Origin of the sequence: Sorangium sp. So ce204, from assembly GCF_051526795.1 — a bacterium.
Classification (GTDB): Bacteria; Myxococcota_A; Polyangia; order Polyangiales; family Polyangiaceae; genus Sorangium; species Sorangium cellulosum_B.
The window spans coordinates 3,347,949-3,370,427 of record NZ_CP150317.1 but is presented as its reverse complement, the minus strand read 5'-3'; the positions used below and the strand labels follow the sequence as shown (position 1 = coordinate 3,370,427).

Below are 22,479 nucleotides of genomic sequence, written 5' to 3'. Positions count from 1 at the left end.
GCAGGTTCGCCATGTTCGCCATCCGATCGAACGCGAGCGGCGCCGGGCGACGAGCGGCGCCGAGTGAGGCCTCGCGACAACGGCGTCGCGCGACGCCCCCCGAGGAAGCACGACCCCGATGCGCACGCCCGAAGATGCTCGCGACAGCCCCGGAGAGGCCGCGTGGGGCGTCGCCTACGGGATCGCGGCCTACAGCTCCTGGGGCGTCGTCCCCGTCTTCTGGAAGCAGCTCCGGCACGTCGGCGCGGTCGAGCTCCTGGCCCATCGCACCGTGTGGAGCCTGCTCTCGTTCGTGGCGCTCACGCTGGCCACAGGGCAGCACCGCGCGCTCGGCGCGGCCCTGCGCGACCGGCGCGTCGTCGCGGCGATGGCGGCGACCGGCGCGCTCGTGTCGGCGAACTGGGTCCTCTTCATCTACGCCGTCGCGGTGGGGCGCGTGCTCGACGCAAGCCTCGGCTACTTCATCAACCCGCTGCTCAGCGTGCTCCTCGGCATGCTCTTCCTGCGCGAGCGGCTGCGGCCCGCCCAGTGGCTCGCGCTCGGCCTCGCCGCCTCGGGCGTCGTGTACCTGGCGGTGCGCGCCGGCGCGATCCCCTGGATCGCCCTGGGCCTGGCGAGCTCGTTCGGGGTGTACGGCCTGCTGCGGAAGGTCGCCGCCGTCGGCTCGCTCCCCGGCTCCACCCTGGAGACGTCGTTCATCGCCCCGCTCGGCATGGCCTACCTGGCCGCCCTCCACGCCGAGGGCGCCGGCGCCGCGGGCCGCGCCGATCTGCGGACCCACGTCCTCCTGGCCGCGACAGGCATCGTCACGGCCCTGCCGCTCGTCTGGTTCACCAACGCGGCGCGCCGCCTGTCGCTGACCACCGTGGGCTTCCTCCAGTACCTCGCGCCGAGCGGCCAGTTCCTGCTGGCCGTGCTGGTCTATGACGAGCCGTTCACCACGGCCCAGGCCGTGAGCTTCGCCTTCATCTGGACCGGGCTCGCGGTGTTCAGCGCCGACGCCGTGCTTCGCGCGCGCCGTTCGGGAAGTCGGGAAGGACGCGCGCGTCCTGAGCGCGCCGGAGGCGAGGCAGGAGGAAATTGAACCGCCGAATGAGCCCCGAAGAGACCGCGCCGCACGCTGCTCCACGATCGCACGGCCTTCGAGGACTGGCCCGAGCCGGATCGCAAGCGGCACCTGCGCCGCCTCTGGCTCGCTCCGCCCGGGGCGCGGCCGCCGCCGCCGGTGTTCCGCGAGCGCTACGGCGCGCTGACCCCCGGCGACCGCGGGGGCATCGTTGTACCCGGCGCGCGGCTCCACGCCCCGCTCGATCCGGCGTGAGCGGCCGCGCCCGCGAACACAGGGGCGCTCACCGCTGCTCGTCCGTAGGTGTCCCCACGTGAGCTCCTGCTCGCCGAGAAGCTCGAACCGTCACCGCCGCGTGCGCGCGCTGCATGCCCATGGCGCGCGCGCTCCGCGAGGCAGCTCACCGCCGCGTGCGCGCGCCGCACCCACACGGCGCCGGCACGCTCCTCGCAGCGCCCCTTCCCATGGCTCCCTTGCCTCCGGCCCGAGCGGCAGAGGAATGCGCCGGCGGCGATCCCGAGCCCGCGCCCGGCGGCGGGGCGCGCGTCCCTGCCGCTCCGCCCGCCGCCCCGGACGCGCACGCCGCCCGCCGCGCGCGGCGAAAGGCGCTGCTCCACGCGGCGCTCGGCGGCCTCGGCCTGGCCGCCCTGGCCGCGCTCATCCGCCACGTCGGCGCGGCGGAGATGCTCGCCGCGGTGACCCGCGCCGCGCCGTTCGTGCCTCTCCTGATCGGACTGGAGGCGGCGCGCATCGGCTGCGAGGCGCTCGCGACCGGCGTGCTCTGCGCGCCGCGCCGCGTCCCGGCCTCGGAGCTCCTTCGCATCCACGTCGTCACCTACCCTGTCATCATGCTGATGCCGGCCGGCCGCCCCGCGGGCGAGGCGGTCAAGGCCGCGCTGCTCTCCCCCCACATCGGCGCCGCGCGCGCGGCCGCCATCGCCACGGCGAACCAGTCGCTCGCGCTCCTGTCCTCGGCCCCGCTGTCGCTCCTCGCGGCCATCGCCCTCTTCCACATCGGCGGCGCCTCTCCGCTCGCCGTCGGCGTGCTCGCGCACGCCGCCCTCCTGGTCGCGAGCGGCCTCGGCGTCGCCTTCGCCGCGCGGCAGCGCACCGCCTCGGCGTGGATCACCCGGCGGTTCGCCCGGGCCGGCCAGCTCGCCGCCGCCTTCCAGGAGGCCGTCCACGAGCGCCCGCCCGTCCCGGCCTGGCCGTTCGCCGCCTGCCTCGCGGGGCGCGCCCTCCAGGCGGTGCAGTACGGCGTGCTGCTCGCCGTCGTCGGCGCCGAGGGCGGCCCCCTCCGCGCGCTCGCCGCGTACGGCGTGGGCGCCGCCGGCACGGCGGCCGGCGACCTCATCCCGGGTCAGGTCGGCGCCACGGACGGGGCCTTCGCGCTCGCCGCCTCGCTGCTCGGCCTCACCGAGAGCTCCGCCATCGCGATCTCGCTGCTCGTCCACCTCCTCCAGGCGGCCTTCGCGCTCGCGGGGATCGCCGTCGCGCTCGTGTGGCGCCGCAGCCCTCCGGCGCCCTGAGCCGAGCTCGGCCGGGCCAGGGGAGTCGCGCGCGCCTCCGGCGTGCGCTCCTCCTTGCTCCGCTCGTTCCAGAGGATCTCCAGCGCCAGCTCGACCCCCCTTGCCCTCGGCGCTCACGGACCAGCAGGGTCCCGGGAGAGTCCGGCGCCCCGGCCAACGCTCTGCAGTGCGGTCTGGAGGGGTCCGGCGCCCCGGCCAACGCTCTGCATTGCGGTCTGGAGGGGTCTGGACCCCCCTTCTGGCACAAAAAGGAGAGTGTTCAGGGACTCTTTGGCACAGAACTTCGCCGATGAATGCGTTTTCTGGCACAATTTTGCCCTGAGAATCGCTCCGCCGAGCGCTCTCGAGGGGTCCGGCCCCCAGTGTGTCGCAATGCATTGCGTTTGTGCCGGTGCCGGACCCCCCTCCCATGGCACAGAACAACGCCGTTCTGGCACAGAACCAGGTCAGTGCCCCAACCTAGGTCAGTGCCCCAACCTGGGTCGGTTCCCCAACCTGGGTCGGCTCCCTGGGTCGGCTCCCCAACCTGGGTCGGCTCCCTCGGCTTCCTCGTCCCGCCGTCCCTCGCCCGGCCGCCCGGCAAGCGCCCCCCTTCCTCCCGCGCCTCGCGGCGGGGCGGCGCTCGCGACAGCGGCAGATCGCTGGCCACCCTCCGGCGGTTCGTCCTACGGTGTGCCGTCATGACGGAGACGACCGGCGGCCCTGGAAGGGACGTGCTCACCCAGAAAGAGGCCGAGGAGCGCGCCGCGCGCATCGGCAACGCGCGCTACGAGCTCTCCCTCGACCTCTCGCGCGGCGCCCGCGGCTACCGGGGCGAGGCGGTCGCGTACTTCGACGTCCGCGGCCACGGCGACACGTTCATCGACTTCCGCGGCCGGCGCATCGAGCGGCTCGAGATCAACGGCGCCCTTGTCGAGCCCGCGTGGTCCGACTGCCGCATCCTCCTCCCGGGGAGGCTGCTCGCCCCGGAGACGCGCGTGCGCGTCGTCTACGAGAACGACTACGATCACACGGGCGACGGCTTCCATCACTTCCGCGACCCGGAGGACGGCGAGGACTACGTCTACTCGGACCTCGAGCCGTTCAGCGCCCACCGCGTGTTCCCCTGCTTCGATCAGCCGGACATCAAGGCGAGCTACCGGCTCTCCGTCACCGCGCCCGAGGACTGGGAGGTCATCGGCAACGCCCGCGTCACCCGCACGTTCGGCGCGGGCCTCGGGCGCACGACGCGCGTGTTCGAGGAGACGACCCGGTTCAGCACCTACATCTTCGCGCTGATCGCCGGCCCGTACAGCGGCGTCCGCGACGAGCACCGCGGGATCCCCCTCGGGCTCTACTGCCGCAGGTCGCTCGCGAGGCACCTCGACGCCGAGGAGCTCTTCACGATCACGAAGCAGGGCTTCGACTTCTACCCGGAGTTCTTCGACTACCCCTACCCCTTCAGCAAGTACGACCAGGTCTTCGTCCCGGAGTTCAACGCCGGCGCCATGGAGAACGTCGGCGCCGTGACCCACAGCGAGCGCATGATCTTCCGGGACCCGCCGACGGACCACCAGCGCCTCACGCGCGCGGAGGTGCTCCTCCACGAGATGGCCCACATGTGGTTCGGCAACCTCGTGACCATGCGGTGGTGGAACGATCTCTGGCTGAACGAGAGCTTCGCCACGTACATGGCCTTCCTCGCGATGGAGCAGGCGACCCGGTTCCAGCCGGCCGTGTGGAAGGCGTTCAACGTCATGAAGAGCTGGGCCTACCGGCAGGACCAGCTCGTGACGACGCACCCCATCGCCGGGGAGCTCGCCGACACGGAGCACACGTTCCTGAACTTCGACGGCATCACGTACGGCAAGGGCGCCGCCGCGATGAAGCAGCTCGTCGCGGCGATCGGCCTCCCGGCCTTCCGCGAGGGGATGCGCCGGTACTTCAAGCGCTACCAGTACGGCAACGCGACGCTGCGCGAGTTCCTGACCGCGCTGGAGGAGGGCTCCGGCCGCGACCTCGGCGCGTGGTCGCGCCTCTGGCTCGAGCAGGCGTCCCTCAACACGCTGACGGCCGAGTGGGAGCCCGAGGGCGACCGCATCGGCCGGCTCCGCGTGCTGCAGACGGCGCCCGCCGACTACCCGACCCTCCGGCCGCACCGCATCGACGTCGCGCTCGCGCGCGAGGAGGACGGCGCGCTCGTCGTCGACTCGGTGCCCGCGGAGATCGACGGCGCGGCCACCGAGGTCGCCGCCGCGCGGGGGCAGCGGGCCCCGCTCCTCGTGTTCCCCAACCACAACGACCTCACGTTCGCGAAGATCGCGCTCGACCCGGCCTCGCTCGCGTTCGTGCGCGAGCACATGGGCCGCGTGGAGGATCCGCTCCTGCGCCAGCTGCTCTGGTCGTCGCTCTGGAGCATGGTGCGCGACCAGAAGCTCGCCTCCCCCGCGTACCTCGCGCTGGTGAGGGACAAGCTGCCCGCCGAGCCGGACCTCTCGCTCGTCGACCCGGTGCTCACGAACGCGGTGACGGCGCTCGCGCGCTACGTGCCGGATCCCCTGCGCGAGGCCGAGGCGAGCGCGTTCACCGGCCTCGCCCTCGCGGCCCTGCGGTCGGCCCCCCGCGGCGACGCGCAGATCGTGTGGGCGCGGGCGCTCTTCAACGCGGCGTACTCCGCGCCGGATCTCGCGCTGGCAGCGCGCCTCGCGGACGGCGAGATCGAGGTGGACGGCCTCGAGATCGACCAGGAGATGCGCTGGACGGTCGCCGTGAAGTGGATCGCGCGCGGCATGGAGGGCGCGGAGGAGCGGCTCGCGGCCGAGCGCGAGCGCGACCCGTCGGACCGCGGCCAGCGCGCCGCGCTGCGCGCCGAGACGGCGCGCCCGGATCCGGCCGTGAAGGCCGCGGCGTGGGCGCGCTTCCACGAGGACGGGTACGGCTCGCTGCACCTCACCAGCGCGGCGATGTCGGGCTTCAACTGGTCGTTCCAGCGCGCGCTGCTCGATCCGTACGCGCAGGCGTTCTTCGAGCGGGTGCAGCAGGTCTTCGAGACGCGGACGCACGAGCTCGCGTCCGCGTATTTCACCCATCTGTTCCCCTCGTACCGCGTCGATCGGGACCTCGTCGCCCGCGCGGAGGCGCTGACCGCGGCGCTCGGGCGGGCCCCGGACGGCGCGCCGGCGGCGCCGCGGCTGCCGATGCTGGTCCGGATGCTCCGCGAGGCGAGCGACGACCTCGCGCGGGCGATCGCCTGCCGGGGGCTTTCGGCGGCGAGCGCCGAGGGGCACCGCGCGGGGGGCGGGGGCGCCCCCGGCTGAGCGAGGGACCGGGGAGAGCGGCGCTCGAGGCGACGATGATCGTGCAGCTCGGGAAGACGTCCGTCACGTGGACGCGCGCGGACCTCGAGGCGAAGCTCGCCGGCCACGCGCGCGTCCTCATCGACGTCGGCACGGGCGACGGCCGCTTCGTGTACCGCTCGGCCGGCGCCCACGCCGATACGTACTGCATCGGCGTCGACCCCGCGGGCGAGCGGATGCGCGAGGTGTCGTGGCGCGCCAGCCGCAAGGTCGCCCGGGGCGGCCGGCCGAACGCGCTCTTCGTCGTCGCGTCCGTGCAGGCGCTGCCCGAGGAGCTCACCGGGCTCGCCCACACCCTCACCGTGAATTTCCCCTGGGCCTCGCTGCTCTCGGCCCTCGTGCTGCCCGAGGCGCCGGTGCTCGAGGCGCTGCGCCGGCTCGTCCGACCGGGCGGGGAGCTCATCGCGCTGCTCAACCAGAGCGTCTTCGACGACCGGCCCTACGCGGCGCGGCTCGGGCTCCCCGAGCTCTCGGACGCGTGGGTCGACGACACGCTGCGCCCCGCCTACCGCGCCGCGGGCTTCGAGCTCCGGGCGAACGAGCTCGTCGAGGGGGACATGCCGCACCAGACCAGCTGGGGACAGCACCTCACGCTCGCGTCGGGCCGGAGGACGCGCCTGCTCACGGCCGAGGCGATAGGCGCGAGCGGCGGCCAACCAGGCTAGAACGGCAGGAAACCATCGGTGAGCGCCTGCGAGAGACGCCGGCGCCCAGGGTCACTGCGGTGGTGCGATCGTGATCGAGGGATCGAACCAGTAGTTACCGATGTATTCTCCGCCGATCGCGCAATAGAACTCGAGACCGTACTGGAGCGTGCCCGGCGTGGCGAGCGCCGGGACAAGGATGTACGGGTTGCGCTTCACGGGCGAGGTCAGGCTCGCGTCGTGACGGGTGACCAGGTACTCGGGGTTGTCATTCTCCGGCGCCCACGGTGAGTTCGAACCGACGACATAGTCGTAACCATACGAATTGACGCGAGTGTCCCGGAAGCTGACGTCTCCGATGACCGCATCCCCGCCGGTGAGGTCACCGAGGGTGATCGGATCGGTGCTCCAGCTCATCGCGACGAAGCCCACCGGGGCGCACGCCACGCCGATGTTGGAGTTCGAGTCCTGGACGGAGATGAGGACCTCCTCGTTGAAGTAGACGGTCACGGGAGTGTCCCCGCCCTGGTTGGTGTAGGTCGTGGGATCGGGACAACCTCAGAAGGCGGTCTTCCCTTCGGGGTATCTCCATCGCTCCAGCCGCAAACACTGAGTTCAACCTCAACAACGAGCCCAAGGAGCCAGCCATGGCAATCCAGCAGACCAATCAACAGATCCCGCTCACGCCCGCGATGCGTGAAATGATCGACGAGCTCAAGCGCCTCATGGCCAATCCCGTGGTCGAGACGGCGTTCAACGAGGCCGTCGCGCACGTGCGGCCCTTCGTGGAGGACGGGTCGAAGAACCCGTGGGTCGGAGCGACCGCCGAGTACTTCGTGCGCTACTTCGAGCAGTGGTTCACGTTCCTGCCCGAGCCCACAGGAGGCCTGGGGAAGATCGTACCTTTCACCTACTTCTACCTCGACAACAAGTCCGCGTTCGCCTTCCTGAACACGTTCAAGAGCCGCACGACGAGCAAGGAGTCACGACCGAGATCTTCAACTGGACCGTCAAGTTCATCAAGGAGCGGGGGCGGTTCATGGACTCACCGGAGTCGCTCAAGTTCATCGAGGCCTGGCTGAAGGATCCCGGGACTCACATCGAGGACTTCATCGTCCCCGAGGGTGGCTTCAAGTCCTTCAACGACTTCTTCACGCGCAGGCTCAACCCCGCGAGGGATCCCCGGCCCATCGCGGCGGCTGAGGACGACTCGGTGCTCGTGGCGTCCGCCGACTCGGAGATCAACTTCATCCTCTCGGACCTCACGCTGACGAAGAAGCTCGACGTGAAGTCACGTCAGCTCAACATCACGCAGCTCCTGAACGGGTCGAGATACGCGACGAAGTTCGAGGGCGGCACGGCCGTCACTTCAGCATCTTCGAGGACTTTCATCGCTCCTACTTCGTCATCAAGACCGATGAAACACGGGTACATCGCCGTCATCCCCGTTGGTCTGAACACGATCAGCGCGATGTACCCGTCGCTCGTCAACAACCGGTCGACCCTGGTCCCGGTCGGAGGCGAGCCGGTCCCGGTCAAGAAGGGCGACGAGCTCGGGCACTTCGCGTACGGCGGCTCTCTGAACATCCTGCTCTTCCAGAAGGGCGTGTTCAACGCCGTCTCGGTCCTGATGGGGAGCCGCCTTGGCTCTCTGGGCACGCCATCCACGCCTGAGGCATTCCCGACGACTTGAGGAGTCGAGCAGGGCCGCGCTCTCACGACGGCACACGTGAGACAAGCGAACTCCAGCGCGGCCCCAGGGCGGTTTCGGGGCTGTCGAGCAGAACCTCGAACGTTGGGGGCGTTCGAGCGCGTTCTTTGCGGGACGTGCCGCAGCCCACAGCGAAGCCCCTTGCGCTCGGCGCTCGCCGGAACGCCGCCTCGAGAGCCCTCACCCTCCGCGAAGCACCACCGGGAGACCCACGATGGCGATCGATGAGAGACCGAGCCTCACGGATTCCCCGCCCCCAGGGTGCGCCTGCGGGTGCGCAGCGCCTTCGCCGCGCTCGTCCGGCTTCTCCACGCTGGCCAAGCGCGCCGGCCGGCACCTTCCGCTCTTGCCCGCCGTCGCGCTGGTGCTGCTCCCGAAGTGCCCTTTGTGCGTGGCGGCCTATCTCGGGATCCTGGGCTCGCTCGGCGCCAGCGCCTGGCTGCGCGACGCATGGGGGCTGCCTCTCGGCGCCGGGCTGCTCGCCTTCGCGCTCGGCGCGCTCGTGCGGCGCGCGCTGGCGAGCCAGGACGGCCGCCCCGTGCTCGCGGGCCTCGCGGGCGCGTCGGCCCTGCTCGGGGGCAAGTTCTGGCTCGACGCGCCGCCGCTCCTCTACGCGGGCGCCCTGCTCCTCATCGGCGCCTCGCGGACGACTACTCTCTCCACCACGGCGTCCCGGCCATTTTCACTCGGCCGACGGTCGACCTCCCGAGCTACGGCCTCATGGGTATCCCCAACCCGCTGCGGTCGTTCACCCTGCCCATCTCGGTCTCCGACAACTACTGGGGGGACCAGAACCCCAATGCCGACGAGGCGCAGCCGTACTACAAGCGGGCCGGCTACACGACGGTGCGGTACCCGCTCTCGGGGCTGGTGGGCAACTTCGGGGACGCCGAGCTGACGTACGCCCACAACCAGAAGTATCCCGACCAGAACACGAACGACACGCTGCTCAACAACAACATCATGGCCTGGCTGAACGGCCCCGAGCCCATGGACCCACCTCCTCCCGAGGGCGCCAACCTGTACGCATCGTACAGGGCGTGTCTGTTCGCGCCGAACTACGCGGTCCCCGGCGTCCCGCCCGGCGCTCGGCTGACCCTCGATGGAACCGCGCTCAAACCGTTCAAGAACCCCCTCACGAGCAAGCCTTACGTCAGCACGGACTGCGTGGACATCGAGAACCAGCTCGGCTACACGTACGGACCCGGCTCATTCGACGATCTGTCCATCGACGGCCCGCCCCGCGCGGCGGCGGTAAAGCCGGGGTTCAGCGCCAGGAAGCTCATGGTCAGGGGCATCGATCGCGCCCTGTTCCAGGGGTCGTTCCTGCTGACGGCGCACGCGACCGTCGCGGACGACGGCGGCAAGACCAAGGAATACTACCTCGGCTACCACGCTGTCCTGAGCCGTTATAGCGTCAGCAACTGCGCGAACTGCCGCACTCACCTCGAGGTCATCGCCCACTTCTCCCTGAACAACATGCCGGAGCACGAGGTTCTCCGCGCGATCTTCACCGTGAAGGTTCACCATCGCGGGTCGGTGCTCCCTGCCGGCTTGAAGACCGTCCTCAAGGTCCGCGGCTGACGGCCGGCGCCGGCGCTCCTGATGAGGACAGGCGTCCGGGCTCGACGTCGGCGCGGGCGCCGGTCGCTTCGTGTGCCGCTCGGCCGGCGCCCACCCCGACACCTGCTGCATCGGCATCGACCCCGCGGGGGAGCCGATGCGCGAGGTGTCGTGGCGCGCCGCCGCGAAGCTCAGCCGAGCGCCCGGCGAGCTAACGCGTGCTCTCGTGCTGCACCGCCTCCCGCTCGGTCACCCGGCGGATGGTCTGCGCGGTGCGCCTGTCGTCCTCGCTCTGCGCGATGTCCGACAGGCTGATGATGCCGACCAGGCGGCCGTCCGCCTCGGTGCACAGGACGCGGGACTTGTGGTGCTGCCCCATCAGCTGCTCCGCGCGCTGCACGTCGTCGTCGGGCCGGCACGCGACCACCCCGCGCGTCATGACGTCGCCCGCCTTCGTGTTCAGCGGCCGGTTGTGGGCCAGCACCCGGATGGCGAGGTCGCGGTCCGTCAGCGCCCCGAGCACCCTCCCGGCGCTGTCGCAGACAGGAAGGAAGCCGATGTTCGCGTCGCGCATCTTGCACGCGGCCGTCTGGATGGTGTCGTCGGCCAGGACGCTCTGGATGTCTTGCTTCATGATCTCCTTGCACAGCATGGTTCCCTCCTTCGGTTCCGTTTGCAGCGCTCGGCAGCGTCACCGCGCACAAAAGGACCTTAGGGGACGATCGCGGGCGATGGATGGAGCATCATGATGAATGCGGCGTCGGGCACCGCTTGATCGCGCCTCCGGCCGGCGAGCGCGGCGGGCGGCGTCATGGCGGGGCGCCGCGGCGCCGGCCAACCTGGGGTGCGAGACACCATGTCAGAGCGGATCACAGGGGCGGTCATCCGCCGGGCACAGCCGGCCGACGCGGCCGTCATCGCGCGCATCGAGGTCGACTCCTGGCAGGCGGCCTACCTGGGCCTGGTGCCGGCGGCCGATCTCAACGCCCTCTCCGTGCCGGCGCGCGAGGTGAGCTGGCGGCGCATCCTGAGCCGCGACGCCGCGGCCGGGACGCGGACCTGGATGCTCTGCGCCGGGGACGCCGGGCTCGGCTTCGCGAGCGCCGGGCCGACGCGCGACGACGACGACCCGGGTGACGTCGGCGAGCTCTACACGATCTACCTCCTGCCCGCCGCGTGGGGGCGCGGGCTCGGCGCCGCGCTGCTCGACACGGCGCAGGCCGACCTGGCCCGGCGCCGCCACACGACCATGACGATCTGGGTCCTCGAGGGGAACACCCGCGCGCGCCGCTTCTACGAGCTCTCCGGCTTCGGCCGCGACGGCGCGCGGCGGTGGGCGCGGGTCGGCGCCGGCAGCCTCCCGGAGATCCGCTACCGGCGAGCGCTGTAGCGCCCCGGATCCCACGCCGAGGGCGACGCCGGCCCGTGCACCAGCGACGGCATCGAGCCCCAGCGCCCGGGCGCGCTAGCCGAAGCGCACGACGATGCTGCTGTAACCGCCCCGCGGATCGTGCTGGGAAGTGATCTTTCCCCAGGGATACTCGTACGGCGGGGCGCCGAGGATCGACGCCAGCCAGGCGTCGTGGCTGGCCTTGCGCTCCGCCTCCTCCTTCTCGGACCAGTCGTTCCAGAACGCCTTCGACTCGGCGCCCACCTCGAACAGCTCGACCCACGCGATCTTGCCGCTGCAGAAGTGAAGCGTGATGCGGAAGGTCCGGAAGCCGATGCGCTGCCGCGACATCCGGTATCCGCTCCACGGCTGCGCCTGGCTCAGGGCGTTGGCCATCCGCGCGAGCGGCGACGACAAGAACTGCGCTTCCGAGTACGAGGGCCCGATGCGAAGCCCGGATGTGAGCTCGATCTCGCCCGTCTGTCGATGGATCATCCAGCCCTCCGACCGCTCGGAACAGCATACACCACGGCTCGAGGACCGGCGCGGATCAGCCGAGCCCCGCCGACGCCCGCGCGCGACAGTCACGCGCGGACCCGGCTCCGCCTCTCCGAAGGTGGGTGTTCGACGGAGATTCACCCCTGCCCATCGCTCGCCCGGCTGCTCGCAGGACAGGACGACAGCCGCGGTCCCTCTCGCGCAGCGCGACGGACGCCGCTGTCCTCCGATGTCGACACGCCACCCACGATGTCGCGGGTGACCGAGAAGGCCGAGCAGGCCGAGCACCCACTTTCGCCATGGGCATAAGGTAGTGTCGCGCAAAGCGGTTTTCCTGCTCGTGACAACCCGCAACACCGGTAATATCGGTCACGGATCGCGCCGGGCCCCACCCGAGGTCATCCGAGGTCTTCTTGCCGCGTTGCCCTTCCTGCCATCGCCGACTCGCAGTGCTCACCTCCTGCTCGACGGACGGAGCCACGGCGCCGTCCCGCCCGGCGCCGGTCGATCTCGACGCCGAGACGCCGCCGTCCGTCGCGGGCTTCCGCGTCGGCTCGCCGCTCGCGGCGGGCGCCTTCTCGGTCCTCTGGGCCGCGACGCGGGCGGAGGACGGCGCTCCCGCCGTGCTCAAGATCAGCAGGGCCCACTCGCTGCTCGCGCGCGAGCGGTTCCGCAGCGAGGCGTGGGCGCTCGAGCAGCTCGGTCCCCCGGCCTCGCCTCGCCTGCTCCAGAACGGCGTGCTCGAGGACGGCCGCGCGTACATCGCGATGGAGCGGCTCCGCGGCGAGACGCTGGCGGCCCACCTCGAGGGCCTGCCCGCCGCGCCCGACCTGCGCTCCGCCCTCGACGTCGCGCTCGGCGTGCTGAGCTGCCTCCAGGTGGTGCACGAGCGCGGCCTGGTCCACCTGGATCTCGCGCCCGAGAACGTCTTCCTCGAGCCCGACGGCGGCGTGCGGCTCCTCGACTTCGGCCTCACGCAGCGCGAGCGCGGCGTCGTCTGCCACCCGGCGGACAGCGCGCTCACCACGCTGGGCGCCATGCTCGGGACGCCCGAGGTCGCGTCGCCCGAGCGGCTCCGGGGCGAGCCGCTCGACGCGCGCGCGGATCTCTACGCCTTCGGCGCGCTCCTGTTCGAGCTGCTCACGCTGCGCCCTCCGTTCGCGGGCGATCCCGCGAGCGTCGCGCAGGGGCACCTCGGCCGGCTCCCCCCCAGGCCGAGCGAGATCGCCCCTGTCCCCCCGTCCATCGAGGCCCTCGTCCTCGCCTGCCTCGCCAAGGAGCGCGCGCGCCGCCCGGCCGACGCCGCGGGCCTGCGGGCCGCGCTCGCGTCGGCGGGCGCCGAGGCGCTCGCCCTGACCGGCGGCGCCGCCGGCGCCGCGGCGACCGCGGGAGACGACGTCGCCACCGGCTCCACGGACCGGCACGACACGGTGGTGCTCGCCCTGGAGGCCCGCGGCGCCGAGGCCGAGGTCCGCGCCGCCGTGGCCCGCCACGACGGGCACCTCGCGCGGCAGCGCGGCTACCGCTTCGTCGCGATCTTCCCTGGCCCGAAAGAGGCGGCCGCGGAGCGCGCGCTCCTCGCGGGGCGGGAGATCGTCGCCTCGGTCGGCGCGCCGCTCGCGATCCACATCGCGCCGTTGAAGCTCCGCCGCGACGCCGAGGTCGTCCACGCCGCCGGCATCGCCGTGGAGCGGCCCGAGTCGTGGCTCCCCGCGGATCCGTGGCGCGGCATCGCGCTCAGCGCCGAGCTCGTCACCGCCCATGCCGGGTTCGACGTCGCCGCGGCGAGCGAGGACGGCCGCTACTTCTTCGCCCCGGACGCGCCCCCGCCCTCGGGCCATCGCGGCGCCGCGCGCGCCGCGCCGCCGCTCGTCGGGCGCGGCGACGCCCAGAGCGCCGCCGAGGAGAGCCGCGAGCGCGCGCTCGCGGGCCTCGGGCCCGGCCTCTGCGCGCTGATCGGCGAGCGCGGCGTCGGCAAGTCGCGCCTCGCCGAGGAGATCGCCGAGAGCAGCCGGCGCGCGCACCCCGGCGCGCTCGTGATCTCGCTGCGCGCCGAGCCGGAGCTCGGCGCGCGCCCCGGGGGCGGCCACGGCCAGACCGCGGCCGCCTTGCTCGCCGAGGTGCTCGGCGCGAGGGACTTCGCCCTCGCGGCGCCCGGCGACCCGCGCGCGTTCTGCGTCGAGCGGCTCGGAGAGCCGCTCGGAGGCGAGGTGTGGCCCGCCGTGGCCGCGATCCTCGGCTGGCCGGGCGGCCCCGCGGGCCGGCCGCCGCCGCGCCGCGGGAGCGTGATCCGGGCGCTCGCCGAGGGGCTCCGCCGGAGGGCGATGGAGCGGCCCGTCGCCGTGATCGTCGACGACGCGCACCTCGCCGACAGCGCGACGCTCGACGCGCTCGACCTCGCGACGCGGCGCGAGGCGTCGGTCTCGCTCTGGGTGCTGCTCGCCGGCGCCCCGGCGCGCTGCTCGCCGGCGCCCCGGCGGCACGCCCTGAGCGCCCGCGGCCACGCGCGCGATCACATCCGGCTCCCGCCGCTCGACGACGCCGCGGGGCTCCTGCTCTGCGCGGAGCTCCTCCGGCCCGCGGAGCCTCCGCCGAGCGCGACGCTCCGGCGCATCTGCGCGTGGGCCGGCTACAACCCCCGCGCCCTCGTGGAGCTCACCCGGGCGATCAAGCGCGCGGGCCTCGTGCGGCTGCGGGCGAGATCGAGCGGCCACCAGCTCGCGACCGCCGAGCTGGAGAGGCTGCCGCCGTCGCCCGCGTGGCAGTGGTTCGCCACGGGGCAGCTGGAGGCGCTCCCGCCGGAGCTCGCCGCGTGCGCGAGGCTCTGCGCGGTGCTCGGCTTCGAGCTCTCGGAGGACGTGGCGGCGAGCGTGCAACGCGCTCTCGAGCGCGAGGGCGAGCGCGAGCGCGAGGACGCGGCGGCGAGCGTCGACCACGTCGATGTCCCGAGCGCGCGCGTCGACGTACCGAGCGCGCGCGTCGACGTACCGAGCGCGCTTCGCGCGCTCGTGGCGCGCGGGCTCCTCGTCCCCCGCGGCGCGCACGGCGCCGCGCACGGCGAGGGCGCCCTCTGCGGCGGCGCCAGCTATGCCTTCCGGAGCGCGCTCTTGCAGGAGGCCATCTACGCGCTGCTCGCGGAGGACCAGCGCGCGGCGATGCACCGGCACGCGCTCGCCGTCTGGGAGCTCATGGCCGAGGCCCGGCCGAGGGCGCCGGATCTGCTCGAGCCGATCGCGCGCCACGCCGCGGCCGCCGGGGCGCGCGCGCGCGCGGCGCACGCGTACCTGCTCCTCGGCGATCTCCAGCGCGACCGGCACAACAACGCGGTGGCGGAGGGCCACTACGCGTCCGCGCTCCTCTGGGCCGACGGCGACGATCAGCGCCAGCGGTACCTCGCGCTCCTCGGCCGCGCGCGCGTGCGCTACCGCGTCCTGCGCACCGGCGAGGCGCTCGACGATCTCCGCTCCGCGGGGGCGCTGGCCCGGACGATGAAGGACCCGCGGATGATCGCGGAGGCGCTGCTCGAGGAGGCGACCGCGCTCGACTGGGCGGGCGCCTGGGAGGAGTCGGCGGCGCGCGTCGAGGAGGTGATCCCGCTGCTCGACGCCCGCGAGGGCCGCGCCGACGCCGCGCTCGCCGCGCGCTTCGAGGTCGCGGCCGGCCGCTCGGCCTTCCGCAAGGGCAACCTGGACGACGCCCTCGAGCGGCTCACGCACGGCGTGGAGCGCGTCCGCGAGGCCGATCACGACACGCACGTGACCGGGCTCACGCTGCTGGCCTGCGTGCTCGCGCGGTCCGGCCAGCTCGAGGAGGCGGAGCGGCGCTTCGACGACGCCGTGCGCAGCTGCGAGGAGCGCGGCGACCGGGCCCACCTCTGCGCGGCGCTCGTCCGCCGCGCGGAGCTCTGGCCGGCGCTCGACGCCCCGGACCGCGCGATGGCGGACCTCCGGCGCGCGGTCCAGCTGGCCCGCGAGGAGGCGAGCGCCCTGGCGGAGCGGGACGCGACGATCAAGCTCGCGGAGCTGCTCTACCTCTGGGGGCACGAGGACGAGGCGCTGCCCCTGGTGCGGCAGGCGCGCTCGCTCGACGAGCAGCTCAAGGACAGGCCGGCCTACAGGAGCGCGCTCCTGCTCGCGCGGATCCACGCGATGCGCGACGAGCACGCGGACGCGAGCCGGCAGCTCCGGTGGCTCAGGGCGCAGGGGGCTGTCGCGGATCTGCCGCCGTACGCCCAGGCCCTGCTCGGCGTCATGCAGCTCGCCGTGAAGGATCCGAGGTCCGGCATGGAGAGCACGCGCACGCGGTCGACGGCGCGCGAGGAGGGGGAGCCGCCCGGCGAGCTGGGCGGCGGCCTCAGCGCCGATCAGCGGGTCGAGCTCCTCTACTGGCGGGCGCGCGCCCTGCTCGACGCCGGCCGCCCCGAGGATCTGGCGCTGCTCCTCGCGCGCACCGCGCCGCTGCTCGCCCAGAGCCGGGCCTGGCGCCCGCGCTTCGCGAAGCTCCGGGCGGGCGACGGGCAGCTCGCGGGATAGCGCCGCCAGGGCGCTGGGCCTTCACCTCGGATCGACGCGGAACACCTCGCCGGTCAGCATGACGACGTGAAGCTCGCCCGCGGCATCCTCGCCGAACGAGGCCGCGGGCAGGCTCGACTCGAGGTCCGCCGTGATCTCGACGTGATCCCGCGCCCTCGATCCGTCCCACCGCAGCGTCCAGAAGCGGTGCGTCCCGTAGTCGCCGTAAACGTACCTTCCCCTGAGGCACGGAATCGCCGAGCCGCGATAGACGTAGCCGCCCGTGATCGAGCCGCCCTCTCCGCTCGAGTGGCTGTGCTCCACGGCGGGCGCGACGCCGACGCGGGAGCACCCGGCGGCGACGCAGTGGTCGCCCTCCATCTCCGGCCACCCGTAATCGCGCCGCCCGGCGCGCGCCGGCTCGATGTCGAGCTCCTCCCAGGCGTTCTGTCCCACGTCGGCGATGTAGAGATCCCCCGTGCCCCTGTCGAAGCTGATGCGCCACGGATTGCGCAGGCCGTAGTCCCAGACGAGCGGGTTCACGCCCGGGCCGGAGAGGTTGCCTGGCGGGCCGAGCCCGCTGTCCACGTCGATCCGCAGGATCTTCCCGAGCGGAGACGAGAGATCCTTCGCTGGAGAGGCCGAATAGGGCGTGACGGCCGCGTCGCCGACCGACGCGTAGAGGTAGCCGTCGGGGCCGAACGCGAGCGTGCCGCCCGCGTGGTTCCAGCCGCCGTGCCTCGCGTCGAGGAGCGTCCGGACAGGCACGCTCCCCGCCGACGTGTCGGCGACATCGGGGTTCGAGGCCGAGCGGCGGAACTCGGCGATCGTGACGTTGCCCCTGGGCGCGGCGGTGTAGAAGAGCCAGAACCTGCCACTCTCCGCGTAGCGCGGGTGAAACGCCATCCCCAGCAGCCCGCCCTCCGCGGTCGGGCTGGGCGCGCACACGAGCGGGTTCCCGCTCGCCGGCCGCGACGGCGGGCACGATGTCCCACCCCGGAGATCGAGGAACGGGGTGGACCGGAGGACACCGTCTTTGATCAGGCGGACGACGCCGTCCTTTTCGAGAACGAACATCCTCGCTCGGTCGCCCGGCGGGCTCGCGAGGAAGACGGGCGTCGCCAGGCCGGCCGCGACCTGCGTGAGCTTCAGGCGCGGCACCCCGGCGCACGCGGCGCCGGAGCCGTCGCTGCCGTCGCTGCCGCTGGTGCCGCTGCCGGAGCTCGCGCTCGTGCTGCTGGCGCCAACGCTCGCGCCGCCTGCGGCGCCGCCCCCGCTCCCTGCCCCGGGCGGCGGCCCGAGGCCCTCGATCCAGGAGCGGACAGCCGCGAGGCCCGCCGCGTCGGCGGCGTCCGACGCGAGCGGGGGCATCTGCGCCCTGGAGCCGCGGTGCTCCATCCGCAGCACGACGGCGCTCGACTCGGGATCTCCCGGCGTGATCCGGTAGAGCGCGCCGGGCTCCCAGAAGCTGGGTGTCACGCCCACGCCGGTCGTGTACGTATCGGTGCTCTCCACCGTGGTGTTCGCCGCGAGGAGGCGTGTCCGCAGGGTCGCGACGCCGGTGCTGTTGTGGCAATTGCCGCAGTTCGCGTGGAGATAGCCGAGCGCGGCGGCCGCCCGGGCGTCGCCCGGCGGGCGCACCCCTCCCGGCATCGGGACGGTGAGCCGCCCGGCGTCGCTCAGGGACGCCATCGTCTCGCCCGGTCCATCGTGGCTCAGCTGCAGCGCGCTGAAGCCGAGGACGCGCTCCGGGAGCTTCCCGTGGCACTCCCAGCAGTCCTCGGTCCGCGGGATGTCGTGCGCGGTCCCGCGCGCGTCCTCGACGCCCGCCTCGACGAGGAACGCGTCGTTCCTCGCCGGATCCCACGCGTACGCGGCGAACAGCCAGTCGTCGATGCCCGGCCCGAAACGGTGGATGAACCGCGTCTCCACGGCCACGCCGTCCGCGCGGAGCTCCTTCCAGAAGCGCGCGCCCACCGGCAGCGACCAGTGATCCATGTCGCTCGTGTCGACCGTGGAGCAGGGCGGCAGGTACACGAAGCGCCGCTTCGCCGCCCCGTCCGACCAGAGCTCGTGAGCAGGACGAAACTCACGTGCGCCCGCTGCCCGCGATCGCGTCGAGATGTCGGCGTGGAGCCCGGTCTCGGAGAGCCGCGCGGGCGGCAGCGGATCGGGCGGCAGCGCGGCCCCGTCGGCGCACGGCTCACCATCGCTCGACAGCGCCGCCGAGGCCGCTCCGAGCGCCGCCGAATCCCCCTCTCCGACACCGAGAATCGCGCCGGCGGGGCGCTCGAGCTCGCCCTCCGTCCCGGGCGCGGTGCTGCAGCCGATCGCCGCCGCCGCGCCGGCGCCGGCCAGGACGCCGCGCATCACGAGAAAGGGGGCGCCCGTCATCGCCGCCAAGCGATGTGGGCGGCGGCGCGACGGCCCGAGTGGCCAGGGCGGCCCGAGCGAGAAGCATCGTTGTTCCATACAGCAATACCCCCTTTGCTGGGTCGCCCGGCCGGATGTTTCCCTCAGGTGAAGGCGTATGTGCGCGAGGCGCGCGGTGGCCGCACCGGATCCATGGACACACCTGGGCACCGATGGACGCCACGTTCGTCATCAACGAGCATGCCACTCCGCCGCGGGCAACGCGTCGCGTTATGCCCTGGAGGAAAGCGCGCCGCCGCGTGAACTGCGAAGCGCATCACATTCCGAGGTGAGAACCGCATCACATCGGAGGCGCGATGGCGGAGTTCGCTCTGCGTGCCCTCCGTCTTCCGCGCTCGCCCGCGCTCACGCGCTCACGAGAGCGGAACGAGAACCGCGCCGCCCGCGGAACTAGGGGTTGGATCCTGCGCGAGGGCGGCGTAATATAACAGATTGTGTCATCCCCCGAACCGACGCAGAGCGCCTCGCTATTCCTCTGCATCACCTTCTTTCCGAGCGAGCGCCTGGCGACGGCGGTGCTGCGGCTGGTGTCCAGCTTCTGCGGCGCGGTGCTGGACGACGCGAATGTGAGCTCGCGGTTCTACATGGCCGCGCACGAGCTCGCCGAGAACATCACCAAATACTCCACCGGCCCTCGCGTCAGCCTCGAGCTCGCGCTGGAGGAGGACGAGCGGTCTCACATCATGAAGATCCGCGCGCGCAACGAGGCATCGCCGGAGCGGCTGCGAGAGGTCGAGAAGCGGCTGCTCGACCTGAAGACCGCGAGCGACCCGCTGAAGCACTACGACGACCTCATCACGGAGACAGCAATGGTCGAGGGCGTCTCCGGCCTGGGCCTCGCGCGCGTCCGCGCCGAGGGAGGGCTCGACGTCGACTACAAGATCGAGGGCAACGAGCTCACGATCATCGCGCACGCGCCGCTCGAGCGGTGGAGGATGAATGGACAGCCTAAGGGTTGATCGCATCACAACGGACAGCTTCGGCATCGAGCCGGCGCTGCTCGGCGATCACCTGAGTATCAAGCTCACCGGGACGGGCGACATGGCGGCGGCCGCGCCGCTCGGCGCCTATTGCAAGGAGGTCCAGCACGAGGTCCGGCGCCTCTCGCTCGCAGCCGTCGAGTTCGACATACGCGCGCTGTACTTCCTGAACTCGAGCTGCCTGAAGGCGTTCATCGCCTTCATCTCCGGCGTCACCGGCCAGGGCCCCAGCTGCAAGATCCGGTTCGTCACGGACGCGCGGCTCGGGTGGCAGCGGCGGAGCCTGGCGGCCCTGGAGCGCATGTCCCCCGGCCTCGTCTCCATCCACGACAAGTGAACGGGGAGCGATAGATCATGGCGGCGAAGCGCCACACGATCGCCCTCCTGACCGACTACCTCTGCGGCGAGTACCAGTCCGAGGCGCGCTTCGGGGTCGAGCGCGCGGCCGAGGCGCACGACGTCAACCTCATCGTGGCCTTCGGCGAGACGCGCGCCCGCCAGGGCTTCACGCTGGACGCCCGGGGCGGGATCTATTCGCTCATCGGCGCGGCGACGGTCGATGGGGCGGTGATCATGTCGTCGGCGCTCACGAACCACGTCGGCCCCGAGGGAGCGCACGAGTTCTGCCGATCGCTCGCGCCCCTGCCCGTGTGCAGCGTGGGGCTCGCGCTGGACGGCGTCCCGAGCGTCATCGTCGACAACGCGGTCGGGGGGGAGGCGGCGGTCGCGCACGTGCTCGACGACCACGCGTGCAAGCGCGTCGCCTACATCAGCGGGCCGGCCAACAACGAGGAGGCGAAGCTGCGCGCCGCGGCGTACCGGCGGGCTTTCGAGGCGCGCGCGCTCCCCTATGACGAGCGCCTCTTCGTGTACGGCGATTTTCTGATCGACGGCGGACGCCGCGCGATGCGCGAGCTCCTCGGGCGCAGGGTCGAGTTCGATGCCGTCGTCGCCGGCAACGACAACATGGCCCTCGGCGCGATGGACACGCTGAAGGCGCACGGCATCGACGTCCCTCGGGACGTCCTCGTGTGCGGGTTCGATGACGTCGCCGTCTCGCGCGTCACCAGGCCGTCGTTGACGACCGTCCGCCACCCGATCAAGGAGATCGGGGCGCTCGCCGTCGAGACGGTCGTGCGCCAGCTCCGCGGCGAGCGTGTGCCGGAGTGCAGCCTCCTCCCCGTCGAGCTCACGCGGCGCGAGTCGTGCGGCTGCGGCTACTACGCTGCCCTCCCGCGCGCGACCGGGGCGCCTCCGCGCCGCGAGCCGCTCTCCATCGCCGCGCAGCGGGAGCCGCTGGAGCGCGCGCTCGCGCGGTGCGTGACCGTCCCGGCGGCGTCGCGTGAGGCCTGGCCCCGGGAGCTGCTCTCCGCGCTCGAGGAGGAGCTGAGCGGGCGGGAGGGCCGCTTCCCGGCGGCGCTCCAGGACCTCCTCGACGCGGCGGGGCGCGAGGGCGTCGCCCTCGACCAGTTCCAGGGCGCGATCACCCTGCTCCGCGCGAAGATCGGCCGGGCGCCCGGCGGCGCCTCCGACGACCGCCTCGAGCGGCTCTGGCACACGTGCCGCATCCTGATCAGCCACGCCTCCGTCCGCGCCGAGGGCGAGAAGCGGCTGTACCTGGAGCGCGCGTCGGTCAACCTCAGCTGGACCGGCATGTTCTTCTCGACCTGCCTCGGCATGCCCACCCTCCGGCGCACGCTCGCGGCGGAGCTGCCGAAGCTGGATCTCACGCACGTCGCCATATCGCTCTTCGACGATCCCCAGCGCGCCACCCTGCAGTCGCTCTTTCTGATGGAGAACAGCCGCGAGGTGGAGCCGCCGCCCGCGAGCTTCGCGTCCTCGTGCCTCGCGCCGCCCGGATTCCTGAGCTCGTCGGAGCGCTGGAGCGTCGTCGCGATGCCGCTCACGTTCGGCGAGACGGAGCACTACGGCGTCGCGCTCGTCAACAGCGGCGCGAACGAGATGGTCTACGACGCGGCGCGCCTCCAGATCGGCTCGGCGATGAAGGCGGTGTCGATGCACCGGGAGATCGTCCGGCACGTCGAGGTGCGCGAGCGGCTGGAGCAGGAGCGGGTCCACCAGGAGACCCTGGTCGCGAAGCACATCCAGACAACGCTCGTCCCGGCGCACCTGCACGTGGAGGGGCTCGATCTCTCCGCGATGATGCGGCCGGCCGCGGAGGTCGGCGGCGACTACTACGACGTGCTCCCCACGCGGGACGGCGGGTGGCTCGGGATCGGCGACGTGGCGGGGCACGGGCTCGTGGCGGGCCTCGTCATGCTGATGATCCAGAGCATGGTCGCGGCCATGACGCGCAGGGATCCGGGCGCCCGCCCGGGCGAGGTCGTCTCGGCGCTCAACCGGGCGATCTACGACAACATCCGCGACCGGCTGAAGCGCGACGAGCACGCGACCCTGCTGCTGCTGCGCTACGAGCGCGGCGGGCGGGTGACGTTCGCGGGCGCGCACGACGACATCATCGTGTGCCGCGCGAGGACGCGGAGGAGCGAGTGCATCCCGAGCTCCGGCGTGTGGGTCGGCGTCCTGCCGTCCATCGACGCGATGACAAGGGACGCCGAGCTCCTCCTCGAGGACGGCGACCTGCTCGTGCTCTACAGCGACGGGGTGACGGAGGCGCGCAACGCGCACCGGGAGCAGTTCGGGCTCTCGCGGCTCTGCGCCACCGTCGAAGCCGCCCAGGACGCGCCGGTCGACGACATCCGCGACCGGATCCTGCGGGAGGTCGACGGCTGGTGCCCGAGCCCGGACGACGACATCACGATCGTCGTGGGCAGGTACCGCGCGCCGCGGTGACGGCG

Annotated in this window: 16 protein-coding genes; 12 read left to right on the top strand and 4 right to left on the bottom strand. The window is 72.7% G+C overall.

From position 1 onward, the window contains the following. Positions 1 to 118: 118 nt before the first annotated feature. The 4 genes from rarD to WMF22_RS12820 all read left to right on the top strand — a co-directional run bounded on the left by rarD (position 119) and on the right by WMF22_RS12820 (position 6,595). Positions 119 to 1,084 (top strand): EamA family transporter RarD, encoded by a 966-nt coding sequence (gene rarD / locus WMF22_RS12835; RefSeq protein WP_437299370.1) that lies wholly within the window; start codon positions 119 to 121, stop codon positions 1,082 to 1,084. Between the two features lie 446 nt (positions 1,085 to 1,530). Beyond that, a complete protein-coding gene (locus WMF22_RS12830; RefSeq protein WP_438035946.1) occupies positions 1,531 to 2,595 on the top strand; it encodes a lysylphosphatidylglycerol synthase domain-containing protein in 1,065 nt (354 codons plus the stop codon). Between the two features lie 680 nt (positions 2,596 to 3,275). Beyond that, a complete protein-coding gene (pepN, locus tag WMF22_RS12825) occupies positions 3,276 to 5,891 on the top strand; it encodes an aminopeptidase N (protein WP_438035945.1) in 2,616 nt (871 codons plus the stop codon). Positions 5,892 to 5,926: 35 nt separating this feature from the next. Further along, positions 5,927 to 6,595: a class I SAM-dependent methyltransferase gene (locus WMF22_RS12820; protein ID WP_437299367.1), complete on the top strand. Its 669-nt coding sequence runs from the start codon at positions 5,927 to 5,929 to the stop codon at positions 6,593 to 6,595. Positions 6,596 to 6,646: 51 nt separating this feature from the next. Here the strand turns inward: WMF22_RS12820 and WMF22_RS12815 are convergent, their stop codons facing one another. Then, positions 6,647 to 7,084: a hypothetical protein gene (locus WMF22_RS12815; protein ID WP_438035944.1), complete on the bottom strand. Its 438-nt coding sequence runs from the start codon at positions 7,082 to 7,084 to the stop codon at positions 6,647 to 6,649. Between the two features lie 137 nt (positions 7,085 to 7,221). Between WMF22_RS12815 and WMF22_RS12810 the strand changes: the two genes are divergently transcribed. From WMF22_RS12810 to WMF22_RS12800, 3 genes are all read left to right on the top strand, one after another. Then, the gene (locus WMF22_RS12810) at positions 7,222 to 7,656 is read left to right on the top strand and encodes a hypothetical protein (protein WP_437299365.1); all 435 of its coding nucleotides are present in this window, start codon (positions 7,222 to 7,224) and stop codon (positions 7,654 to 7,656) included. Continuing rightward, positions 7,614 to 8,267, top strand: a complete 654-nt coding sequence (locus tag WMF22_RS12805) for a phosphatidylserine decarboxylase (RefSeq protein ID WP_438035943.1) — start codon at positions 7,614 to 7,616, stop codon at positions 8,265 to 8,267. Before WMF22_RS12810 ends, WMF22_RS12805 begins: the two co-directional genes overlap by 43 nt. A 738-nt stretch (positions 8,268 to 9,005) precedes the next feature. Next, positions 9,006 to 9,869, top strand: a complete 864-nt coding sequence (locus WMF22_RS12800) for a hypothetical protein (protein WP_438035942.1) — start codon at positions 9,006 to 9,008, stop codon at positions 9,867 to 9,869. A 190-nt stretch (positions 9,870 to 10,059) separates the two neighbouring features. Here WMF22_RS12800 and WMF22_RS12795 read toward each other — a convergent pair whose 3' ends face one another. Then, positions 10,060 to 10,500 carry a CBS domain-containing protein gene (locus tag WMF22_RS12795; protein WP_437299362.1) on the bottom strand — a complete coding sequence of 147 codons (441 nt, stop codon included), beginning with the start codon at positions 10,498 to 10,500 and terminating at the stop codon, positions 10,060 to 10,062. A gap of 204 nt (positions 10,501 to 10,704) precedes the next feature. On the opposite strand from WMF22_RS12795, the gene WMF22_RS12790 reads away from it, so the two are divergent. Next, entirely contained in the window at positions 10,705 to 11,238 is a 534-nt protein-coding gene (locus WMF22_RS12790) for an N-acetyltransferase family protein (RefSeq protein WP_437299361.1), read from the top strand. Positions 11,239 to 11,313: 75 nt separating this feature from the next. On the opposite strand, the gene WMF22_RS12785 is transcribed toward WMF22_RS12790, so the two are convergent. Then, positions 11,314 to 11,733, bottom strand: coding sequence for a hypothetical protein (locus WMF22_RS12785; protein WP_437299360.1), 420 nt, complete (start codon positions 11,731 to 11,733; stop codon positions 11,314 to 11,316). 452 nt (positions 11,734 to 12,185) lie between these two features. Here WMF22_RS12785 and WMF22_RS12780 point away from each other — a divergent pair, with 452 nt between their 5' ends. Next, on the top strand, positions 12,186 to 16,268 hold the full coding sequence (locus WMF22_RS12780) for a serine/threonine-protein kinase (RefSeq protein WP_438035941.1): 4,083 nt from the start codon (positions 12,186 to 12,188) through the stop codon (positions 16,266 to 16,268). 21 nt (positions 16,269 to 16,289) lie between these two features. On the opposite strand, the gene WMF22_RS12775 is transcribed toward WMF22_RS12780, so the two are convergent. After that, on the bottom strand, positions 16,290 to 18,641 hold the full coding sequence (locus tag WMF22_RS12775) for a PQQ-dependent sugar dehydrogenase (protein ID WP_438035940.1): 2,352 nt from the start codon (positions 18,639 to 18,641) through the stop codon (positions 16,290 to 16,292). Between the two features lie 473 nt (positions 18,642 to 19,114). Here WMF22_RS12775 and WMF22_RS12770 point away from each other — a divergent pair, with 473 nt between their 5' ends. The 3 genes from WMF22_RS12770 to WMF22_RS12760 are packed head-to-tail and all read left to right on the top strand — an operon-like array spanning position 19,115 to position 22,474. Continuing rightward, positions 19,115 to 19,639, top strand: coding sequence for a hypothetical protein (locus tag WMF22_RS12770; RefSeq protein WP_044964684.1), 525 nt, complete (start codon positions 19,115 to 19,117; stop codon positions 19,637 to 19,639). Beyond that, positions 19,620 to 19,997, top strand: a complete 378-nt coding sequence (locus WMF22_RS12765) for a hypothetical protein (RefSeq protein ID WP_437299357.1) — start codon at positions 19,620 to 19,622, stop codon at positions 19,995 to 19,997. Before WMF22_RS12770 ends, WMF22_RS12765 begins: the two co-directional genes overlap by 20 nt. A 17-nt stretch (positions 19,998 to 20,014) precedes the next feature. After that, entirely contained in the window at positions 20,015 to 22,474 is a 2,460-nt protein-coding gene (locus WMF22_RS12760; RefSeq protein WP_438035939.1) for a SpoIIE family protein phosphatase, read from the top strand. Positions 22,475 to 22,479: the final 5 nt, after the last annotated feature.